This window comes from Ilumatobacter sp., from assembly GCF_965215205.1.
Classification (GTDB): domain Bacteria; phylum Actinomycetota; class Acidimicrobiia; order Acidimicrobiales; family Ilumatobacteraceae; genus Ilumatobacter_A.
This window is the reverse complement of the sequence record NZ_OZ244049.1, coordinates 3,541,636-3,558,433: the sequence shown is the minus strand read 5'-3', so window position 1 is coordinate 3,558,433 and position 16,798 is coordinate 3,541,636. Positions and strand designations below refer to the sequence as shown.

The 16,798-nt window shown below is 73.5% G+C and carries 12 protein-coding genes and 1 tRNA gene; 6 read left to right on the top strand and 7 right to left on the bottom strand.

Annotated elements, in window-relative coordinates; all coding sequences use genetic code 11:
- Nucleotides 1–16: 16 nt before the first annotated feature.
- From ACOOHC_RS16600 to ACOOHC_RS16590, 3 genes are all read left to right on the top strand, one after another.
- On the top strand, nt 17–889 hold the full coding sequence (locus ACOOHC_RS16600) for an ABC transporter permease (RefSeq protein WP_420451506.1): 873 nt from the start codon (nt 17–19) through the stop codon (nt 887–889).
- 64 nt (nt 890–953) lie between these two features.
- Nucleotides 954–1,976, top strand: a complete 1,023-nt coding sequence (locus tag ACOOHC_RS16595; protein WP_420451505.1) for an isopenicillin N synthase family dioxygenase — start codon at nt 954–956, stop codon at nt 1,974–1,976.
- Nucleotides 1,977–2,032: 56 nt separating this feature from the next.
- A complete protein-coding gene (locus tag ACOOHC_RS16590) occupies nt 2,033–4,090 on the top strand; it encodes an alpha/beta fold hydrolase (protein WP_420451504.1) in 2,058 nt (685 codons plus the stop codon).
- A gap of 72 nt (nt 4,091–4,162) precedes the next feature.
- Here ACOOHC_RS16590 and ACOOHC_RS16585 read toward each other — a convergent pair whose 3' ends face one another.
- Nucleotides 4,163–5,044 (bottom strand): thioesterase family protein, encoded by an 882-nt coding sequence (locus ACOOHC_RS16585; RefSeq protein ID WP_420451503.1) that lies wholly within the window; start codon nt 5,042–5,044, stop codon nt 4,163–4,165.
- Between the two features lie 105 nt (nt 5,045–5,149).
- On the opposite strand from ACOOHC_RS16585, the gene ACOOHC_RS16580 reads away from it, so the two are divergent.
- The gene (locus ACOOHC_RS16580) at nt 5,150–5,887 is read left to right on the top strand and encodes an EcsC family protein (RefSeq protein ID WP_420451502.1); all 738 of its coding nucleotides are present in this window, start codon (nt 5,150–5,152) and stop codon (nt 5,885–5,887) included.
- A gap of 73 nt (nt 5,888–5,960) precedes the next feature.
- On the opposite strand, the gene ACOOHC_RS16575 is transcribed toward ACOOHC_RS16580, so the two are convergent.
- A complete protein-coding gene (locus tag ACOOHC_RS16575; protein WP_420451501.1) occupies nt 5,961–6,383 on the bottom strand; it encodes an STAS domain-containing protein in 423 nt (140 codons plus the stop codon).
- A gap of 255 nt (nt 6,384–6,638) precedes the next feature.
- Between ACOOHC_RS16575 and ACOOHC_RS16570 the strand changes: the two genes are divergently transcribed.
- The gene (locus tag ACOOHC_RS16570; protein WP_420451500.1) at nt 6,639–8,546 is read left to right on the top strand and encodes an ANTAR domain-containing protein; all 1,908 of its coding nucleotides are present in this window, start codon (nt 6,639–6,641) and stop codon (nt 8,544–8,546) included.
- 130 nt (nt 8,547–8,676) lie between these two features.
- Here ACOOHC_RS16570 and ACOOHC_RS16565 read toward each other — a convergent pair whose 3' ends face one another.
- From ACOOHC_RS16565 to ACOOHC_RS16550, 4 genes are all read right to left on the bottom strand, one after another.
- Nucleotides 8,677–9,624: a DMT family transporter gene (locus ACOOHC_RS16565; protein WP_420451499.1), complete on the bottom strand. Its 948-nt coding sequence runs from the start codon at nt 9,622–9,624 to the stop codon at nt 8,677–8,679.
- Between the two features lie 163 nt (nt 9,625–9,787).
- Entirely contained in the window at nt 9,788–12,211 is a 2,424-nt protein-coding gene (locus ACOOHC_RS16560; RefSeq protein WP_420451498.1) for a xanthine dehydrogenase family protein molybdopterin-binding subunit, read from the bottom strand.
- Nucleotides 12,212–12,508: 297 nt separating this feature from the next.
- Nucleotides 12,509–14,767, bottom strand: a complete 2,259-nt coding sequence (locus ACOOHC_RS16555) for a hypothetical protein (RefSeq protein WP_420451497.1) — start codon at nt 14,765–14,767, stop codon at nt 12,509–12,511.
- A gap of 82 nt (nt 14,768–14,849) precedes the next feature.
- Nucleotides 14,850–14,921: transfer RNA gene (locus ACOOHC_RS16550), tRNA-Lys, on the bottom strand.
- A gap of 203 nt (nt 14,922–15,124) precedes the next feature.
- Between ACOOHC_RS16550 and ACOOHC_RS16545 the strand changes: the two genes are divergently transcribed.
- A complete protein-coding gene (locus ACOOHC_RS16545; protein ID WP_420451496.1) occupies nt 15,125–15,988 on the top strand; it encodes a response regulator in 864 nt (287 codons plus the stop codon).
- A gap of 182 nt (nt 15,989–16,170) precedes the next feature.
- Here ACOOHC_RS16545 and ACOOHC_RS16540 read toward each other — a convergent pair whose 3' ends face one another.
- The gene (locus tag ACOOHC_RS16540) at nt 16,171–16,728 is read right to left on the bottom strand and encodes a prepilin peptidase (RefSeq protein ID WP_420451495.1); all 558 of its coding nucleotides are present in this window, start codon (nt 16,726–16,728) and stop codon (nt 16,171–16,173) included.
- Nucleotides 16,729–16,798 lie beyond the last annotated feature (70 nt).

Below are 16,798 nucleotides of genomic sequence, written 5' to 3'. Positions count from 1 at the left end.
TCGCGAGGTCGCGCTGATGGACGTTGTGCTCACGTTCGCGACGCTGACCGCCGCGCTCCGCCTCGCGATCCCGGTCGCGATGGCGGCGCTCGGAGCGCTGGTCAGCGAGCGGGCCGGGGTCCTCAACCTCGGGCTCGAGGGGATGATGCTGTCCGGCGCGTTCGCCGGCTACAGCGCCGCCGAGGTCACCCGGTCGCCGTGGCTCGGTCTCGTCGCGGGGGCCGTCGTCGGCCTCGTCGTCGGCCTCCTGCTCGCGCTGTTCGTCGTCGTCGGCCGCGCCAACCAGATCGTGACCGGGATCGCGATCACGCTGCTCGCCGGGTTCGCGACGACCCTGCTGTTCCAGCAGCGCTACTCGGTCGGCCAGAACCCGCCGCGGATCGACCGGATCGGGCTGTGGGAGCTGGTCGCGGTCACGGTGGTCGCGTTCGCGGTCGTCGCGTTCGCGCTGGCGCGCACCGTCGCCGGGCTCGCTCTGTCCGCGATCGGTGAGGCCCCCGAGGCCGCCGACGCCCTCGGCTACCCCGTGCAGCGGACCCGCACCGTGGCGACCGGCGTGAGCGGCGCGCTCGCCGGACTGGGCGGGGCGATGCTGGTGTGCGGTCCGCTCGGGTTGTTCATCGAGAACGTCACCGCCGGGCGTGGGTGGGTGGCGCTCGCCCTCGTGGTGTTCGCCGGTTGGCGCCCGGCCCCCGCCCTGTTCGGCGCCTTCCTGTTCGGCCTCTCCGACGCCGTGCAGCTCCGGCTCCAGGGCACCGACACGGCCATCCCCTACGAGGCGTTCGTCGCGCTGCCCTACGTCGTGACGCTGATCGCGCTCGTGCTGCGCGCCCGCGCCAGCCACACCCCCGCCGCGCTCGGCGTCCCGTTCGTCCGGGGCGCCGGGTGACGCCCGCCGATGCCGTGGCGGACGACACCGCCGTCCCATCCCCCGCTCCCCAGGAGGACCGACCATGACCCTGCAGACCTTCGACCTCGCCCCCTTCGCGACCGGGCGCGAGCTGCCGTCGCCCGACGCGCGGCGCATCGCCGACGACATCGACGACACGCTGCGCTCGACCGGCTTCCTGCTCGTCACCGGCCACGGCGTCGACGACGAGCTGCGCGAGTCGTACTTCGACGCGATGCGCGCGTTCTTCGCTCTGCCCACCGAGGACAAGGACGCGATCGCGATCGGTCGCAGCGACTGCCACCGCGGCTACGTGGGGATGGCGACCGAGACCCTCGAGGGCGCGCTCGCGGGCGACGAGGACACCGTCGGCGCGCAGCTCGCCGGCGACCTGAAGGAGACGCTCGACACCGGGGTCGAGCAGGGACCCGATCACCCCGAGGTCGTCGCGGGAACGCCGCTGCACGGGCCGAACCAGTGGCCCGACCTCCCCGGCTTCCGCGACGCGGTCGAGGCCTACCGGGCGGCCGTCATCGAAGCGGCGCGCCGGATGCAGCGGGCCCTGGCGATGGCGCTCGACCTCGATCCCGGCTACTTCGAGGACCGTCCGGGCGAGACCATGTTCCACCTGCGCCTCATCCACTACCCGCCGATGGAGACCCTGACGCCCGAGCCCGGCCAGCTCGGGTGCGGGGCGCACACCGACTACGGCACCCTCACCCTGCTCGCCGACGACGGCAACGGCGGGCTCCAGGTGCGCGAGCGCTCGGGGGAGTGGACCGACGTCGTCGTGCCCGACGGCCACCTCGTGGTCAACCTCGGTGATCTGATGGCGATCTGGACGAACGACCGCTGGGTGTCCAACCCCCACCGGGTCGTCAACCCCCCCGGCGTCGACCGGTACTCGTCGCCGCTGTTCGTCACCCCGCCGTTCCACCTGCGGATCGAGGCGCTCGAGACGTGCCTCCCCGACGGCGAGGCGCCGCGGCACGATCCGATGACGTCGGGCCCGTACCTGCTGTCGCGCTTCGACGGCACCCACGCCTACCGCAACGAGCTGCTCGAGGCGCACAACCGCACCGGTTGAGGTCCCGCGACCGCGGGGCTCGGCGCGGCGGTGCGAGCGTCGGGCAGACTGCGGACGTGTCCGCCCCCACCCCCTTCCACGATCTCGACGACCACATCGCCCTGCCCCGGGTGTCGGGGCTCGCGATGTCGCCCGACGGCCGCCGCCTCGTGACGACGGTCCAGACGCTCTCGCCCGATCGCACCGAGCACCGCAGCGCCCTGTGGGGGATCGACCCGTCGGGCCGGTCGGGGCCCGTGCGCCTGACCCGGTCCGAGAAGGGGGAGAGCTCGCCGGCGTTCCTCGCCGACGGGACGCTGGTGTTCACCTCGTCGCGACCCGACCCCGACTCCGACGACTCCTCCGACGACGACGATCCCCGGGCGCTGTGGGCGCTCCCGGCGGGTGGCGGGGAGGCGTCCCTGGTCCTGAAGCGGCCGGGGTCCGTCGCCTCGCCGGTCGCGGCGCGCGATGCGGACGCCGTCGTCGTGGTGGTCTCGATCCTGCCGTCGGCCGACGGTGTCGACGACGCGACGGTCCGGTCCGAGCGCGCCGACGCGAAGGTCAGCGCGATCCTGCACGAGAGCTTCCCCGTCCGGTACTGGGATCACGACCTCGGCCCGGCGCAGCCGCACCTCGTCCTCCTGACCGGGGTGCGACGGACGGATCGAGCGGCCCCCGACGGCGACCGGGACGGTGTCGAGGTCGTCGATCTGACCCCGGAGCCGGGCCGCCGCTTCGACGAGACCACGGTCTCGATCTCCTCCGACGGAGCCACCGTCCTCGCGGTCGCGTCACGACCCGACGGCGGCGGGCTGCGCGCCGAGATCGTCGCGATCGACGTGGCGAGTCGCGAGCAGCGCGTCCTGCTCGCGTCCGACGAGGCCGAGTTCTCGAGCCCGGTGATCGACCCGACCGGTCGTCGCGCCGTGGTGCTGCGCGAGTCCGACAGCTCCCCCGACGAGCCGATCGACGTGCGCCCGCTTCTCGTCGACCTCGAGACCGGGGAGGTGACCGAGCTCGTGGCGGACTGGGACCGCTGGCCGGGGGGATTCGCCTGGCTGCCCGACGGCTCCGCCGTCCTGTGCGTCGCCGACGACGACGGGTCGGCCCCGGTCTTCCGCATCGACCTCGCCGACGACGGGTCCTCGACCGTCACCCGGCTCACCACCGACCACGGCGCGTACGGCGACGTGCGCGTCGCCCCCGACGGAACCGCGTTCGCGGTGCGCAGCGCCGTCGACTCGCCACCGGGCGTCGTGCGGATCGACGCGTCGAAGCCCGGCGAGCCCACCCCGCTCGACGGACCCGCGCCGTCGGTCGATCTCCCCGGCCGCCTGGAGGCGGTCGAGGTGCGGGCCGACGACGGGGCACGGGTGCGCGGCTGGCTGGCGATGCCCCACGACGCGAGCGCGCACGAGCCCGCGCCGCTGCTGCTGTGGATCCACGGAGGCCCGCTCGCGTCGTGGAACGCCTGGTCGTGGCGCTGGAACCCGTGGCTGGCCGTCGCTCGCGGGTACGCCGTGCTGCTCCCCGACCCGGCGCTGTCGACCGGCTACGGCCTCGACTTCGTGCGCCGGGGGTGGGGCCGATGGGGCGCCGAGCCGTTCACCGACCTGATGGCGATCACCGATGCGGCCGAGTCGCGCGACGACGTCGACGCGACGCGCACGGCGGCGATGGGAGGCAGCTTCGGCGGCTACATGGCGAACTGGGTGGCCGGGCACACCGACCGCTTCGACGCGATCGTCACCCACGCCAGCCTGTGGAACCTCGAGCAGTTCGGCCCGACCACGGACCGGCCCGACTACTGGCGCCGGGAGCTCACCGACGAGATGGCGAGCCGGTGGTCACCGCACCGCCACGCCGAGGCGATGACGACCCCCGTGCTCGTCATCCACGGCGACCGCGACTACCGCGTCCCGATCGGCGAGGCGCTGAACCTGTGGTCGACGCTGGCCCGGCACCACGCGGCCGCCGACGGGACGATGGACCACAAGCTGCTCTACTTCCCGGACGAGAACCACTGGATCCTGTCGCCGCAGCACGCCGTGACCTGGTACCGGACCGTGCTCGCCTTCCTCGACCACCACGTGCTGGGCGCGCCGTGGCGCCGCCCGGGTCGGCTGGGCTGATCCGCTCGGTCGGCGCGTCCGGGAGGCGTGGTGGCCCGCCAGGAGGCGTGGTCGCCCGCCGCGCCGTGCCGATCAGGACCGGCGCGGCGCGAGCTCGGGGTGCATCCGTGCCCGGTGCTCGGCGCGCATGTCGTCGGGGATCGACGACGCACGGCGGGCGTCGATGTCGAACAGCACGTTGACCACCTCGAACGAGGCGAGCAGGTCCGCGCGATCGAGGTCGTAGACCCACATCGACATCTGCGTCGTCTTGTCGGCCATCGCCGTCGTCGCGCCGAACGACTGGATGGGGGTGCCGAGGGGCGGGAGCCGCACGACACCGACCCGTGTCTCCATCGTCGCGTACCCGACGTTCCGGCCGTCGGCGCCGAGGTGGACGAGCTGCTGCTCGGACCCGTCGGGCGGGGTGCCGCCCCAGATCAGGTTCGGGACGAGGTGGGCACGCACGGTCTCGCCGCCCCCGGTGTCGTCGCGGTCGACGACGCGTGCGCCGCGCTGCTCGAGGCCGAGCTCGCGCACCGTGTCGAGCGGGGGAGCGGTGACCTGCGCCTCGAGGTCGATGCTGCGCGGCGCGCCGTGCTCGGGGATCGCGACGGTGTCGCCCACGTCGAAGGGGGTCGAGGACCGGACGCGGTGGACGAACGTGGCGGCGAGCTCACCGGTCGAGCTCGCCACCAGCTCGTGGTACAGGCGGATCGAGGTCTGGTCGACGCCGAGCACCCCGCTGCGCACCTCGAGCTCGGCCCCGAGCAGCTGCTCGCGGTGGTGGCGGGTGTACATGTCGAACAGGTCGCCCTCGTCGACGGCGACGCGCCCGAGGCGCTCGAGCACGGACAGCGTGGCGGCGTGCGCGTTCGAGGCGTAGTGCCGCACGTTCATGTGGCCGAGGTGGTCGATCTGGTCCTCGGTGACCGTGCTGGTGTGGGTGACCGTCAGGTCGTGCGCGCTCGCCATCGCCCGCACGATAGGAGCCGCGGGGCCCGACGCCGTCCCGGCGGGCGGCCGTCACGTCGCCGGGTACCGCTCCGTCGGCGCGGGCGTCGCCGGTACCGTGGCGCGATGGTCGTCCGCCGCCTCGGGTCCACGCTGCTCCGCCACGTCCCGAAGCTGCTGCCCGACCGCGCGACCGACGCCGTCGAGGAGCGGGTCGACGCGGCGTTGGACTGGGCGGTCGAGCACGCGTGGGACGACGCCGTCGAGCGGGCTGCGGCCGTCGAGGGTCGCACGGTCGACGCCAAGATCAAGCGCCTGACCAAGGACGTCGCGAAGGAGCTGGGTCGTGTCGGTGCGGCCACCGGGGGGATCGCGGCCGTCCCCACGGTCGGGACCGGCGCCAGCCTCGCCACCTCGGTCGCCGAGTTCGGCTGGTTCACGAAGCGGGCGGCCGAGCTGATCCTCGCGATCGCCGTCCTGCGCGGCCACACGCACTCCGAGGTCGAGGAGCGACGGGCGTGGGTCCTGGCGGTCCTCGTGTTCGGCGACGGAGCGGCTGCCGGCTTCACCCGCCTCGCCGGCGAGGCCGGCTCGGGCCTCGGTCTCGTCGGGGCCCGCTCGCTGCCCGCCTCGGTGCTCCGTCGGGCGAACTCGGCGATGGCCCGCTCGATCGCCACCCGCTACGGGACGCGGCGCGGCGCGATCGCTCTCGGATCGGCGATCCCGTTCGGGTTCGGGGCGCTGATCGGTGGCACGGCCAACTGGTGGACGACGCGACGGCTGGCGAAGCACGCCGACGCCTTCTTCCGCCGGTTGCCCCAGGACGCGGCCCGACCCGAACCGGCCGACCCCGCTGCCGGCTGACCCCGCTGCCGGCCGACCCCGCGACCGAGGGGGAGGGCCGTGAGCGCACCTCGGCGTCGCCGCGTCGGCGTCGTCACCCCGCGTGGGGTGGGGGCTCCGGCCCCGGTCCCGGCACGACGACGCCGTTCACGGGGCCGACGTCGGGCGGTGACCCCGGGGCGAGGCCGTCGGGTGGGCGCACGTCGACCAGGCGGGTGAGGTCGGTGATCTCGAGGACTCGACGCACCGTGTCGCTCGGCCCGCTCACGATCAACCGTCCGCGCCCGACCATCGACCGGGCGGTGTCGGCGAGCACGGACACCCCCGCGGCCGCCAGGACGTCCAGGTGGGTCACGTCGACCACGACGTCACCGACCCCCGCGCTCGCGACCGCGAGCGCGTCCTCGACGTCGGGAGCGGTGATCGTGTCCAGATCACCGGACACCTCGAGGCGCCGTCCGTGCGCGCGCAGGACGAAGCGGAGCTGGCCGCTCTCGTACGCTGGGGACCGGGACACGCGCTGCTCCTCGCTGCGGATGACCGTCACCGGGGGCTGGAGCAACGACCGTTCTTCTGTCGGTGTCGAACGTAGCACCTGCTCGGAGTCGTCCATCCCGGCCGGTCCGGCGGCACGGTGGCGACGGACGGTGGTGACGGTCGGTGGGACAGCCGGTCGCCGGGTGGCGGACGTCGGCCGCGAGGCGTATGGTACGTGTCGCGTACGTCACCGGACATCCGGTGAACGGCGCCCGACAGAACGGCGATCCCACCGATGACTCGTGAAGCGGAGCTCGTCGGGACGATGGTCGACCTCGGTGACACCCTGTGCGACGACTTCGACATCGTCGATCTCCTCACCCGGTTGAGCGACGGGCTCGTCGCGGTCCTCAGCGTCGACGCGGCCGGGATCATCCTCGTCGACGACGCCGGCGAGCTGCGGGTCGTCGCGTCGTCGAGCGGCGAGATGCGCGGCCTCGAGGTGCTCGAGCTGCAGTCCGACGAAGGTCCGTGCCTGGATTGCATCCGACTCGGCGCCGCCGTCTCCGTCGACGACCTGACGTCGGAGACCGTCCGCTGGCGCGAGTTCGCGCCGCGCGCCGTCGACGCGGGGTTCCGCTCCGCCGATGCCGTCCCCATGCGCCTCCGCGACGAGCTGATCGGTGCCGTCAACCTGTTCCGCCACGGGGCGGGCGGGCTCGACGCGACGGAGGTGAGGATCGCGCAGGCGTTCGCGGACATCGCGACCATCGCGATCCTCCAGCACCGGGCGCTCGACGAGTCCCGCTCGATGTCGGGCCAGCTCCAATCCGCCCTCAGCAGCCGGGTCGTGATCGAGCAGGCGAAGGGGATCGTCGCCGAGCGCGCCGGGATCGGGCTCGAGGAGGCGTTCGTCCGGCTCCGGCGCACCGCGCGCGACGGGAACCGCCGACTCGACGACGTGGCCGCCGAGGTGGTCGGGGGGCGCGGCGGCGCCGTGGCCCGGACGGGAGCGCCCGTTCACACCACCGAAACGAGGCGTTCGCGCGCCACCGCTACCGTCGACGTCGACGACGGGGAGAAGCGGTCAGCCCCGGCCGGGGAAGGTCATCGCCCCTCGAGCCACGAGGAGACCTCCATGTCCACGCCGCCACCGTCCCCCGCACCGTCGGCGCCTCCGTCGACGGGACCGTCACCGGGATCGGCCGACGTCGAGCTCGACCGCGAGCGCACGTTCGGCGGCGACGGCGTCGACGTCGAGCGCGAGATCCGGGTCATCGACCTGTCCGCATCGTCGTCGCAGGGCGCGATCGACGATGCGATCTGGTCGGCGGCGTCCGAGATCGGCTTCTTCCAGGTGGTCGGCCACGGGATCGACGTCGACGAGGTCGAGCGGGCGTTCGCGCTCGCCGAGGCGTTCTTCGCGCTCCCCGAGGACACCAAGGCTCGGCGTTCGATGCCCTCGGGAACCAACAGCGGCTGGGAGTTCCGATCGCAGAAGCGCCCCTCGACGGGGACCCTCGACCACAAGGAGACGTTCCAGGTCACCATCTCCCGGATGGACACCCACGACCTGTGGCCGACCGAGGACGAGCTCGCCGGGTTCCGGTCGACGATGGAGGCCTTCGAGGCCGCGAACCACGCGATCGCGATGCGCGTCCTGTCGACGTTCGCCCGGCGGCTCGGGTTCGACGACGACTTCTTCGCCGAGCGCCACGACCGCTCGTCGTCGCGGTACCAGTCGACCCTGCGGCTCCTGCACCACCTGCCGATGGCGACCGCCGACCTGCGCCCGGGGGAGTGGCGAGCGGGGGCGCACACCGACTTCGACTGCCTCACCCTGCTCCACCAGCGCGAGGGGCAGAGCGGGCTCCAGGTCTGCCCCGGAGCGGCGGCCGCGGCGCGGAGCTCCGACGCTCCCCTGGGCTGGACCGACGTCGAGCCGAGCGCCGGGACGATCACCTGCAACATCGGCGACATGTTGATGCGCTGGAGCGACGGCGCGCTCCCCTCGACGCTCCACCGGGTCCGGATGCCGCGGCCCGACGAGGTCGACGGCGACGAGCTCGGTCCGCGCTACTCGATGGCGTACTTCGCCCAGGCCGACTGCGACGCCGTCATCGAGAGCCCGTCGGGATCCTTCGAGCCGATCACCGCCGCCGACTACCTCCAGCAGCGCATCGCCGCCAACTTCTCCCGCTGACCCGCGCCGATCACCCCCTCGGCGACACCTCCGACCAGATCCCGCCCGGCGCCCGTGTCGGTCCGGTCGCGTTCGGCGGCGGTTCCCGCATGGATCCGTGACCGGACCGGGTGCGCGACCGGACGAGGCGTCAGGCGTCGTCGGGGACGAGGGGGACCGGGCTGCTCGGCGCGGCGACCGGGGCGTCGGGGTGCGAGCCGAGCATCAGCCAGACCACGGCCCCGAGGATCACCGCACCTCCGACCAGGGTCGCCGGGCTCGGCACCTCGCCGGGCCAGATCCACACCCACAGCGGGGCCAGCACGACCTCGGTCATCAGCAGCAGCGGCACCCGGGCCGCGGCGACGGAACGGTGCCCGAGGTTGAACATCGGCAACCCGAACCCGAGAGCGACGCCACCCGAGGTGCACGCGAGCGCGGCGTCCCGCAGGCTCACCACGATCCCCCCCTGTCCGAGCGCGACGATCGTCGCTCCGACGCCGAGGACCGAACCGGCGATCAGGGTCGGCACCACGGGATCGACCTGCGAGGCGGAGCGCATCAGCACGCTGTAGGTCCCGACGGTCACCGGGATCAGGCCGGCCAGCGCCAGCCCGACGGCCGACCCGACCTCGAGGCCGGCACCGACGGTGATCCCCACGCCGACGGCCGTGACCGCGATCGCCGTGAGCGTGGAGCGCACGACCCGCTCGCCGAGCCACACCCACCCGAGCAGCGCGGCGACGATCGGGGCGGCGGCGAGGAGGAACAGCGTCGTCGCCGCCGAGGTGCGCGACAGCGCCAGGATGTACAGCATCGAGGTGCCGGCCAGCAGGCAGCTCGCCACCCACGTCACGGCGGTCACGCCGGTGAGCACGACCGGGCGGTGCCGGCGCCGCAGCGCCACGAGAGCGAGCATCGCGGCCGTCGTCGACAACCCGCGGTAGGTGAGGAACTGGAAGTCGGAGGCGTCCTCGACGGCGGCGTGGGCGATCGCGGTCAGGCTGAACATCACCCCCGAGCCGGCGACGAGCACGGCCCCCTGGCGCTCGGTCAGCGAGCCGTCACCGACGAACGCATCGCGGGTCGCTCGCAGCACCCGGGAACCCTACGTCGCCCGCCGCGTCCGCCGAGCGTCCGTTCGGTGCCGCGACACCCGGCGCCGACGACCCTCGCCCACGCCGGGCGCACCGGTGCTCCCCACCTGCGTCGCGATGGCCCCGGTGTCGTCCCACCCGCTGGCAGGCGGCTCCGGCCCCCGGTCAGATGCCGTCGGCCGCCGCCGCTCCGGCTTCGTCCTCGGTCAGGTCGGCGCCGGCGTCCCTCTCGTCGCGCAGCGTCGCGAAGATCGGCGGAGGATCACGCCACGGATCGGCGAGGCGACCCTCCTGCGCGTCGCGGATGGCCTGCCACACGCGCTGCGACGTGCACGGCAGGTCGATGTGGCGGACCCCGAGGTGCGACACGGCGTCGATCACGGCGTTCTGCACCGCCGGCGTCGACCCGATCGTCGCCGCCTCCCCGATCCCCTTCGCCCCGAGGGGGTTCAGCGGGGTCGGGGTCTCGGTCGAGACCACCTCGAACATCGGGAGCTCGACCGCGGTCGGGATCGCGTAGTCGGCCAGGTTCGACGTGATCGGGTTGCCGTCCGGGTCGTAGCCGACCTCCTCCCACAGCGCCTGGCCGATGCCGGCCGCGACCCCTCCGTGCTGCTGGCCCTCGACGAGCAGCGGGTTCAGCACCGTCCCGCAGTCGTCGACCGCGACGTGGCGCAGGACCGACACCCACCCGGTGTCGCGATCGACCTCGACCACCGAGATGTGGCACCCGAACGGGAAGGTCGCGCCGTCCTGCTCGAAGTCGAACTCGCCGTCGAGCGCGTCGCCGTCGGACTCGGCTCGCTCGGCGACCTGCGACCACGACAGCGCCTGCGCGGGGACGCCGGCGACGCCGATCGTGCCGGCGGACACGTCGACGACGATGTCGGCCTCGTCGGCCTCGAGCATCGTCGCGGCGATCGAGCGCGCCTTGTCGACCATCGCCTCGGTCGCGCCTCGCACGGCGGAGCCGCCGAGCTGGAGCGAGCGCGATCCGCCGGTCCCGCCACCGGTGCGCACCGCGTCGGTGTCGCCGTCGACGAGGTGGATCCGCGCGACGTCGATGCCGGTCTGGTCGGCGACGAGCATCGCGTAGGCGGTCTGGTGGCCCTGGCCGTGGGACTGGGTGCCGGCGTGGACGGTGACCGTGCCGTCGGCGTGGACCGAGACCGCGCCGAACTCGGTCGGGCCCCCGCCCGCGGTGATCTCGACGTAGGAGGCGACGCCGATGCCGAGCAGCGTCCGATCGTCGGCGTCGCGACGGCGCCGCTGCTCGGCGCGCAGCTCGTCGTAGCCGACGACCTCGGCGGCGCGGTCGAGGGGGAGCGCGTAGCGGCCGGAGTCGTAGACGTTGCCGCTGAAGGTGGTGAACGGGAACACGTCGTCGCCGAGCAGGTTGGTCCGACGGATCTCGATCGGGTCGATCCCGAGCTCGAGCGCGGCCTGGTCGACGGCACGCTCGAGCATCGCCGTCGCCTCGGGCCGACCGGCGCCGCGGTAGGCGCCCATCGGCGTGGTGTTGGTGACCGCCACGGCGACGTCGACCTGGACCCCGTCGAAGCCGTAGGTGCCCTGCGCCATGCGGCGGGTCCCGCCCGGCAGGTACGCACCCACCGTCGGGTAGGCGCCCGCGTCGCCGAGCAGGCGGACGCGCAGCTTGGTGAAGGTGCCGTCGTCACGGCAACCGAGCTCGACGTGCTGCACCTGGCCGCGGCTGTGCGGCAGGCCCTGCATGTCGTCGCTGCGCGTCGGCACCCAGACGACCGGACGTCCGGTGCGGATCGCGCACGCCCCGACCACGGTGTGCTCGTGGTGCAGCCCGGCCTTGCCTCCGAAGCCGCCGCCGACCTGGGGGGTGACCACGCGGACGTCGGCGGGCTCGAGCCCGAGGGCCGCGCAGAACTGGCCGTGGACGAGGTGGGGCATCTGGTTCGACACCCACAACGTCACCCGACCGGTGTCGGCGTCGACCTCGGCGGCCGCGCAGTCGGTCTCCATCGGGACCACCGCCATGCGCTGGTTGACGTAGGTGCCCCGCACGACGTGCTCGTCGCCGAAGTCGACCGCCTCGTCGTCGACGAACACCTGGGCGCGGTTCGAGCCGTGGTCGTCGAAGATCGCGATCGCCTCGGCGTCGAAGGCGTCGGCGGCGCGGACGTGGGTGGGGAGCGGTTCGATGTCGGCCCACACCGACTCGGCCGCGTCGACGCCCTGGCGGAAGGTCTCGGCGAGCACCACGGCGATCGGCTCGCCGACGAAGCGGACCCGACCCCTGGCGAGGGGCGACCGCTTGAACGCGCGATCGACGGGGGCGAAGCCGTGGTGGGGTGCGACGCCGAGGTCGTCGGCGGTGAGCACCTCGACCACGCCGGGCATGGTGCGCGCCTCGTCGAGGTGGATCTCGCCCAGGGTGCCGTGGGCGACGTCGGAGCGGACCAGCACGGCGTGCAGCGCGCCCTCGAGGGGGAGGTCGGCGAGGTAGCGCTGCGCACCGACGAGCAGGCCGGGATCCTCGGTCCGGGTGACGCGGGTCCCGAGGATCGAACCGGGTCGCGGGGAGTCGGGTGCGGTTCGTTCGTCGATCGTCATCGTCCCGACGCTAGGCCCCACCACCCCGGACGTTCGCCCCGGGCGCCGGCGTCACGGCACCCCGTGGCGGCGACCGAGGATCGGCGACTCCCACGCGCCGCCGCCGACCCGCTCCCGGTGGCCGAGCTCGCCGGTCGAACGGCGGTCGCACCCCCGCCTCTCGCGAGCTGATCACGTGACCAGCGGATCCCGCGATGCGTCCGGCGAGGACGCTCGTGGCCCCGCCGTCGGACCGGACGAGGAGACGACTCGAGCGACGAGGGCGCGCGGATCCTCGTCGGACCCGAACGTGGCGGTTCAGCCCGCCTCGTCGGCCACCAGGACGATCTCGCCGTCGCGCAGGTCGGGTTCGCCCCCCGCCGCCGAGCCGTCCACCGATGCGGAGCGATCGGTGAGGAAGTCCATCGCCGGTGGGCAGTAGCCGGTCCGGTAGAGCTCGTGGAGCCCGCGCCGGTCGCCGTCGTCGAGGTCGACGCCGGCCGAGATGTTCAGGAACGGGAACATCAGCTGGTCGCGCACGACGGCGTCGGAGAAGCCGCCCGCCAGCCCGGGTGCGTCGACGCTGATGTGCGCGAGGCCCATCATGTGGCCGATCTCGTGGGTCGTGGTCGCCGCGAGGTTCGCGAGGGTGCGCGCCCCGTTCGGTCCGTCGTCCTCGAGCTCGTCGAGATCGATCACGGCGAACCCGCGCACGGCCTGCGAGCGCCCGTTCGCGTCCGTGGCGGTCGACAGCGACCCACCGGTCCCGATCACGCCACGTGGGCTGAGCTGGGTCGTGTCGTCGTTGCGCGAGTAGCCGATCACCCCGTCGACGACACCGCCGGCCGGGTCCGGCGGGAGGTACCGGAAGGGGAGGTCCCGATCGAACGACTCCGGCCAGACGAGCGGGGTGTCGAGGTTCATCCCCGCCGACGTCACCCCGGCGAACTGGAAGTCGATCCCGGTGGCTTCCTCGACCTCCTCGATCGCTTCGACCAGGACCGCGATCTGCGCGTCCGATCGGGCGAGGTCGATGTTGAGCGCGTAGCGGAACGGGCGGCACGCCGCCCAGGACAGCTTGAGGGTGGGGTTCGGACGGAGCCCGATGTCGAGGAACGCCGCCCGGTCCTTGAGCAGGTCGTACGGTCCCGCGGACGCCGGCGTCGCCGGGAGCGGAGCGGGGACGATCGACGCGATCTCGACGCCGGCACCGCTCGTCGGCGGCCTCGGCGGGAGCCCCGCGCCGTCGGCGACGAAGTAGCCGGTGGCGTCGACGGCGAGGTGGGTGTCGCTCGAGGAGACCAGGCTGACGTCGCCGGATCGCTGATCGATGGAGGTGATCGCGTGGTTCGGGACGGTCTGGCCGCCGGTGGTGAAGTTCAGCGACGAGGTGCCGGGCTGCGCCGTGGAGGTGGCGAAGGCGGTGACGAACCCGCGATCCGCGGCGCGGATCGCCGTCAGGTTGAGCGCGACCGCCGAGGCACCCGCCGCCGGCACGGCGAGGCGGCCGGCGACGTCGAGGGCGAAGGTCCGCCCGGCGGCGAGGCGCTCGCCGCCGGTGAGCCCGGTCGTCCCTCCGCGACGACGGGTGTCGAGCAGGCGGCCGGGCGTGAACGGGACGAACAGCCCGTCGGTGGAGACCGCGTCGCCCGACCCGGTGAAGTACCCGGTGACGTCGATCGTGAGGCCCCCGCCCACGTCGGTCTGCACGTCGACGCGCCCGTCGGTGACCTTCGAGATCACCTGGTTGCCGGCCTGGTAGCCGGCGTCGAGGACGTTGACGTTCGAGTGCCCGGGGCGAGGGTCCCCGCTCGACCACACGCGGTAGAAGCCACGGCCGCGCGACCGGATCGCGGTCACGTTCATCACGACGGCGGACGCCGACGAGGGCACGCCGACGGCGGTCAGGTCGACGGTCCGGGTCTCGCCGGGAGCGAAGTCGGTGGTCCCGCTGCGTCGGGTGTCGAGGGCGCGACGCGGGGGGAGCGGCTCGAAGCGGCCCGCCGCGGTCGCGTCGCTCGCGACGAACACGCCGAGCACGTCGAGGGCGACGTCGGCGTCGGTCGACGCGAAGACGGAGATCTTGCGCTCGGTGCCGAGCGGGGCGATCACCAGGTTCGGGATGGTGTGGCCCTCGAACTCGGTGTTGTTGGTCGACGTCACCGGGCGGCGCGCTCCGGTGGGCCACACGGTGCCGAAGCCGTTCGGGCGGTCGCTGATCGCGCCGCTGTCGATCATCGTGACGTTCACCACGACAGCGGTGATCCGGTCGGGGTCGACCCCGGCCGCTGCGGCGACCCCGGTCCCGGTGACCGGGTCGATCGTCAGCGCCGACTCGACCCACAGCCGGGCGATGCGTCGGTCGAGGCGCGTGTCCAGCACCCGGACCGGGTTGATCGGACGGAACGCCGATGCCGTGAGGACCGGGTCGGCAGCGGAGATCACCGTGGAGCCGGGCGCCTGGGCGCGGGCGGGGCCGGTCGTGATCGGCCCGAGGAGGGCGGCGACGACGGCGACCGCCACGGTGAGGAACCCGGCGGCCCGACGGCGCCTCGGTGTGGGGTCGATCCGCTGCATCGACGCGATGCTACGACTCGCCGAGCACGACCGATCGGCAGCCGCCACGTCCTTGAGGATTCGCAGAACCGTCGCCGGATCGTGCCTCCCCTGGGGCTCGAACCCAGAACCAATGGATTAAAAGTCCACTGCTCTCCCATTGAGCTAGAGAGGCCTGCCGCCGGCGTCGACCGATCCCCCGGTCGTGACCGACGACCGCCCAGCGTAGAGGGCGAACCCGCGACGGTCGTCGAACGAGCTGCGGCCCGCCCGCCGCCGGGGCAAGACTTCCTCAAGATCGGTCCCGGCCCCTTCCCACGGCCACGGCCGCGTCCCTACTGTCATCGGTCCCGACACGGGCATCGAGAGGCGGACGAGATGGAACCTGGAGCGCACACCCCGACGGTCACCCCGACGGTCACCCCGACGGACGTGGCGCCCGTCGCTGCGTCGATGCACCACGACACGTCGCCCCCGGCGGATCGTGACGCGACCGGACGACGCCTCGAGCACGTGGTGGTCGTCGACGAGCACTCGCTCATCGCGCGCGGCCTCGGCGCGGCGCTCGCCGAGCGCGGGTGGCGGACGTCGACCACGACGGGGCCGTCCGCCGACGACGTGATCGCGCTCGTGCGGCGGGCCCGTCCGCAGTGCGTCCTGATGGACGTGCGTCTCGGCGACGACATCGGCCGGGGGATCGACCTGATCGGCCCGCTGTCGGCTACCGGCGCCCACGTCGTGGTGTTCACCGCCGAACGACGCAGCCTGGTCCTCGCCGAGTGCCTCGAGGCAGGTGCGGCCGGCTGGCTCCCGAGATCGTCCGACCTCGACGAGGTCGACGCCGCGCTGCGCGACGTCATCGGTGGGGGCACGATCGTCGGCACGACCGAGCGGACGGCGCTGCTCGCGTCGCTGAGCCGTGAGCGCCACCGCGCACGCAGCGCGCAGGTGATGTTCGACGAGCTCACCGGGCGTGAGGCGCTCGTGCTCGCGGCGCTCGTCGACGGCCTGAGCGCCGAGGAGATCGCGCGCGAGCGCTACGTGGCGCTCACGACGGTCCGCTCGCAGATCCGCGCGGTCCTGCGCAAGCTCGAGGTCCGCTCCCAGCTCGCCGCCGTGGCCGTCGCCTCGGCGCATCGCCACCTGCTGCCGGAGCGCTGCGCCGATCGCGACCGCCGGCGGCTCCACGCTCCTCCCGAGCGGGCGCCGTCGAGCGTCGTCGCCGACGCAGCGATCGCCTGATCGCTCGGCTCCTCGCGCCCCACGTCGCCGCGCCCGGAGGGGCGCCACCGCAGGCGGGGACGAGCCGGTGGCCACCCCACCGCGCCGCCACGCCCGCGCCGTGCGCATCGCCATCGAGGTCCGGTCGCGGATCGGTGCGGGATCCGCGGGCCGTCGCGACCGGACCGAGATGGGGCGTGGGGTCAGGCGCCGATGAGCACGACGAGCAGGGCGCCGGCCAGCAACGGGGGGCCGAACGCCTGGCTGAGCTGCACCTCGCGGCGGCGGACGTAGACGACCGCGACGACGGCGAGCGCCAGCACGTGGCCGGCGGCCGCCCCGTAGAGCACGAACGGCAACCCGTACCATCCGAGGAGCATCCCGAGCAGGGCGGCGAGACGCACGTCGCCGAGCCCGAGGACCACCATCCCCGCGTACTTCGTGGCGAACAGCCACACGAGGAAGAAGGCGTTGGAGAACACGATCGCGCCGGCGACGGCGGTCGCGAGCGGGACCCACCGCTGCTCGACGATCGAGGCGAAGACCAGCCCGACCGTGACGGCGGCGAGCGTCGTGTAGACGATCCGCGTCGGCAACCGCCGCACCTTCAGGTCGATCGCGGAGAGGAGCATCCCGCCGACGATGAAGGCGAGGACCGCCGGCAGCTCGGCGGTGGCCCCGAGGCGCCAGACGGCGATCCCGACCAGCGCGGCGGTGGCGATCTCGAGTGGATGGCGGGTGAGCAGTTCTCGCGATGGCATGTGACGAACCTAAGGAGATCGAGCACCGGGCGATTCATCAACTTTGAGGATTCCCGACGATCGACGGATT

Excerpts from the sequence above, each read along its gene's own strand:
- ACOOHC_RS16540 (WP_420451495.1), bottom strand. The coding sequence starts at position 16,728 with ATGCCATCGCGAGAACTGCTCACCCGCCATCCACTCGAGATCGCCACC.
- ACOOHC_RS16600 (WP_420451506.1), top strand. The coding sequence starts at position 17 with ATGGACGTTGTGCTCACGTTCGCGACGCTGACCGCCGCGCTCCGCCTC.
- ACOOHC_RS16580 (WP_420451502.1), top strand. The coding sequence starts at position 5,150 with ATGGTCGTCCGCCGCCTCGGGTCCACGCTGCTCCGCCACGTCCCGAAG.
- ACOOHC_RS16555 (WP_420451497.1), bottom strand. The coding sequence starts at position 14,767 with ATGCAGCGGATCGACCCCACACCGAGGCGCCGTCGGGCCGCCGGGTTC.
- ACOOHC_RS16585 (WP_420451503.1), bottom strand. The coding sequence starts at position 5,044 with ATGGCGAGCGCGCACGACCTGACGGTCACCCACACCAGCACGGTCACC.
- ACOOHC_RS16560 (WP_420451498.1), bottom strand. The coding sequence starts at position 12,211 with ATGACGATCGACGAACGAACCGCACCCGACTCCCCGCGACCCGGTTCG.
- ACOOHC_RS16545 (WP_420451496.1), top strand. The coding sequence starts at position 15,125 with ATGGAACCTGGAGCGCACACCCCGACGGTCACCCCGACGGTCACCCCG.
- ACOOHC_RS16570 (WP_420451500.1), top strand. The coding sequence starts at position 6,639 with ATGACTCGTGAAGCGGAGCTCGTCGGGACGATGGTCGACCTCGGTGAC.
- ACOOHC_RS16595 (WP_420451505.1), top strand. The coding sequence starts at position 954 with ATGACCCTGCAGACCTTCGACCTCGCCCCCTTCGCGACCGGGCGCGAG.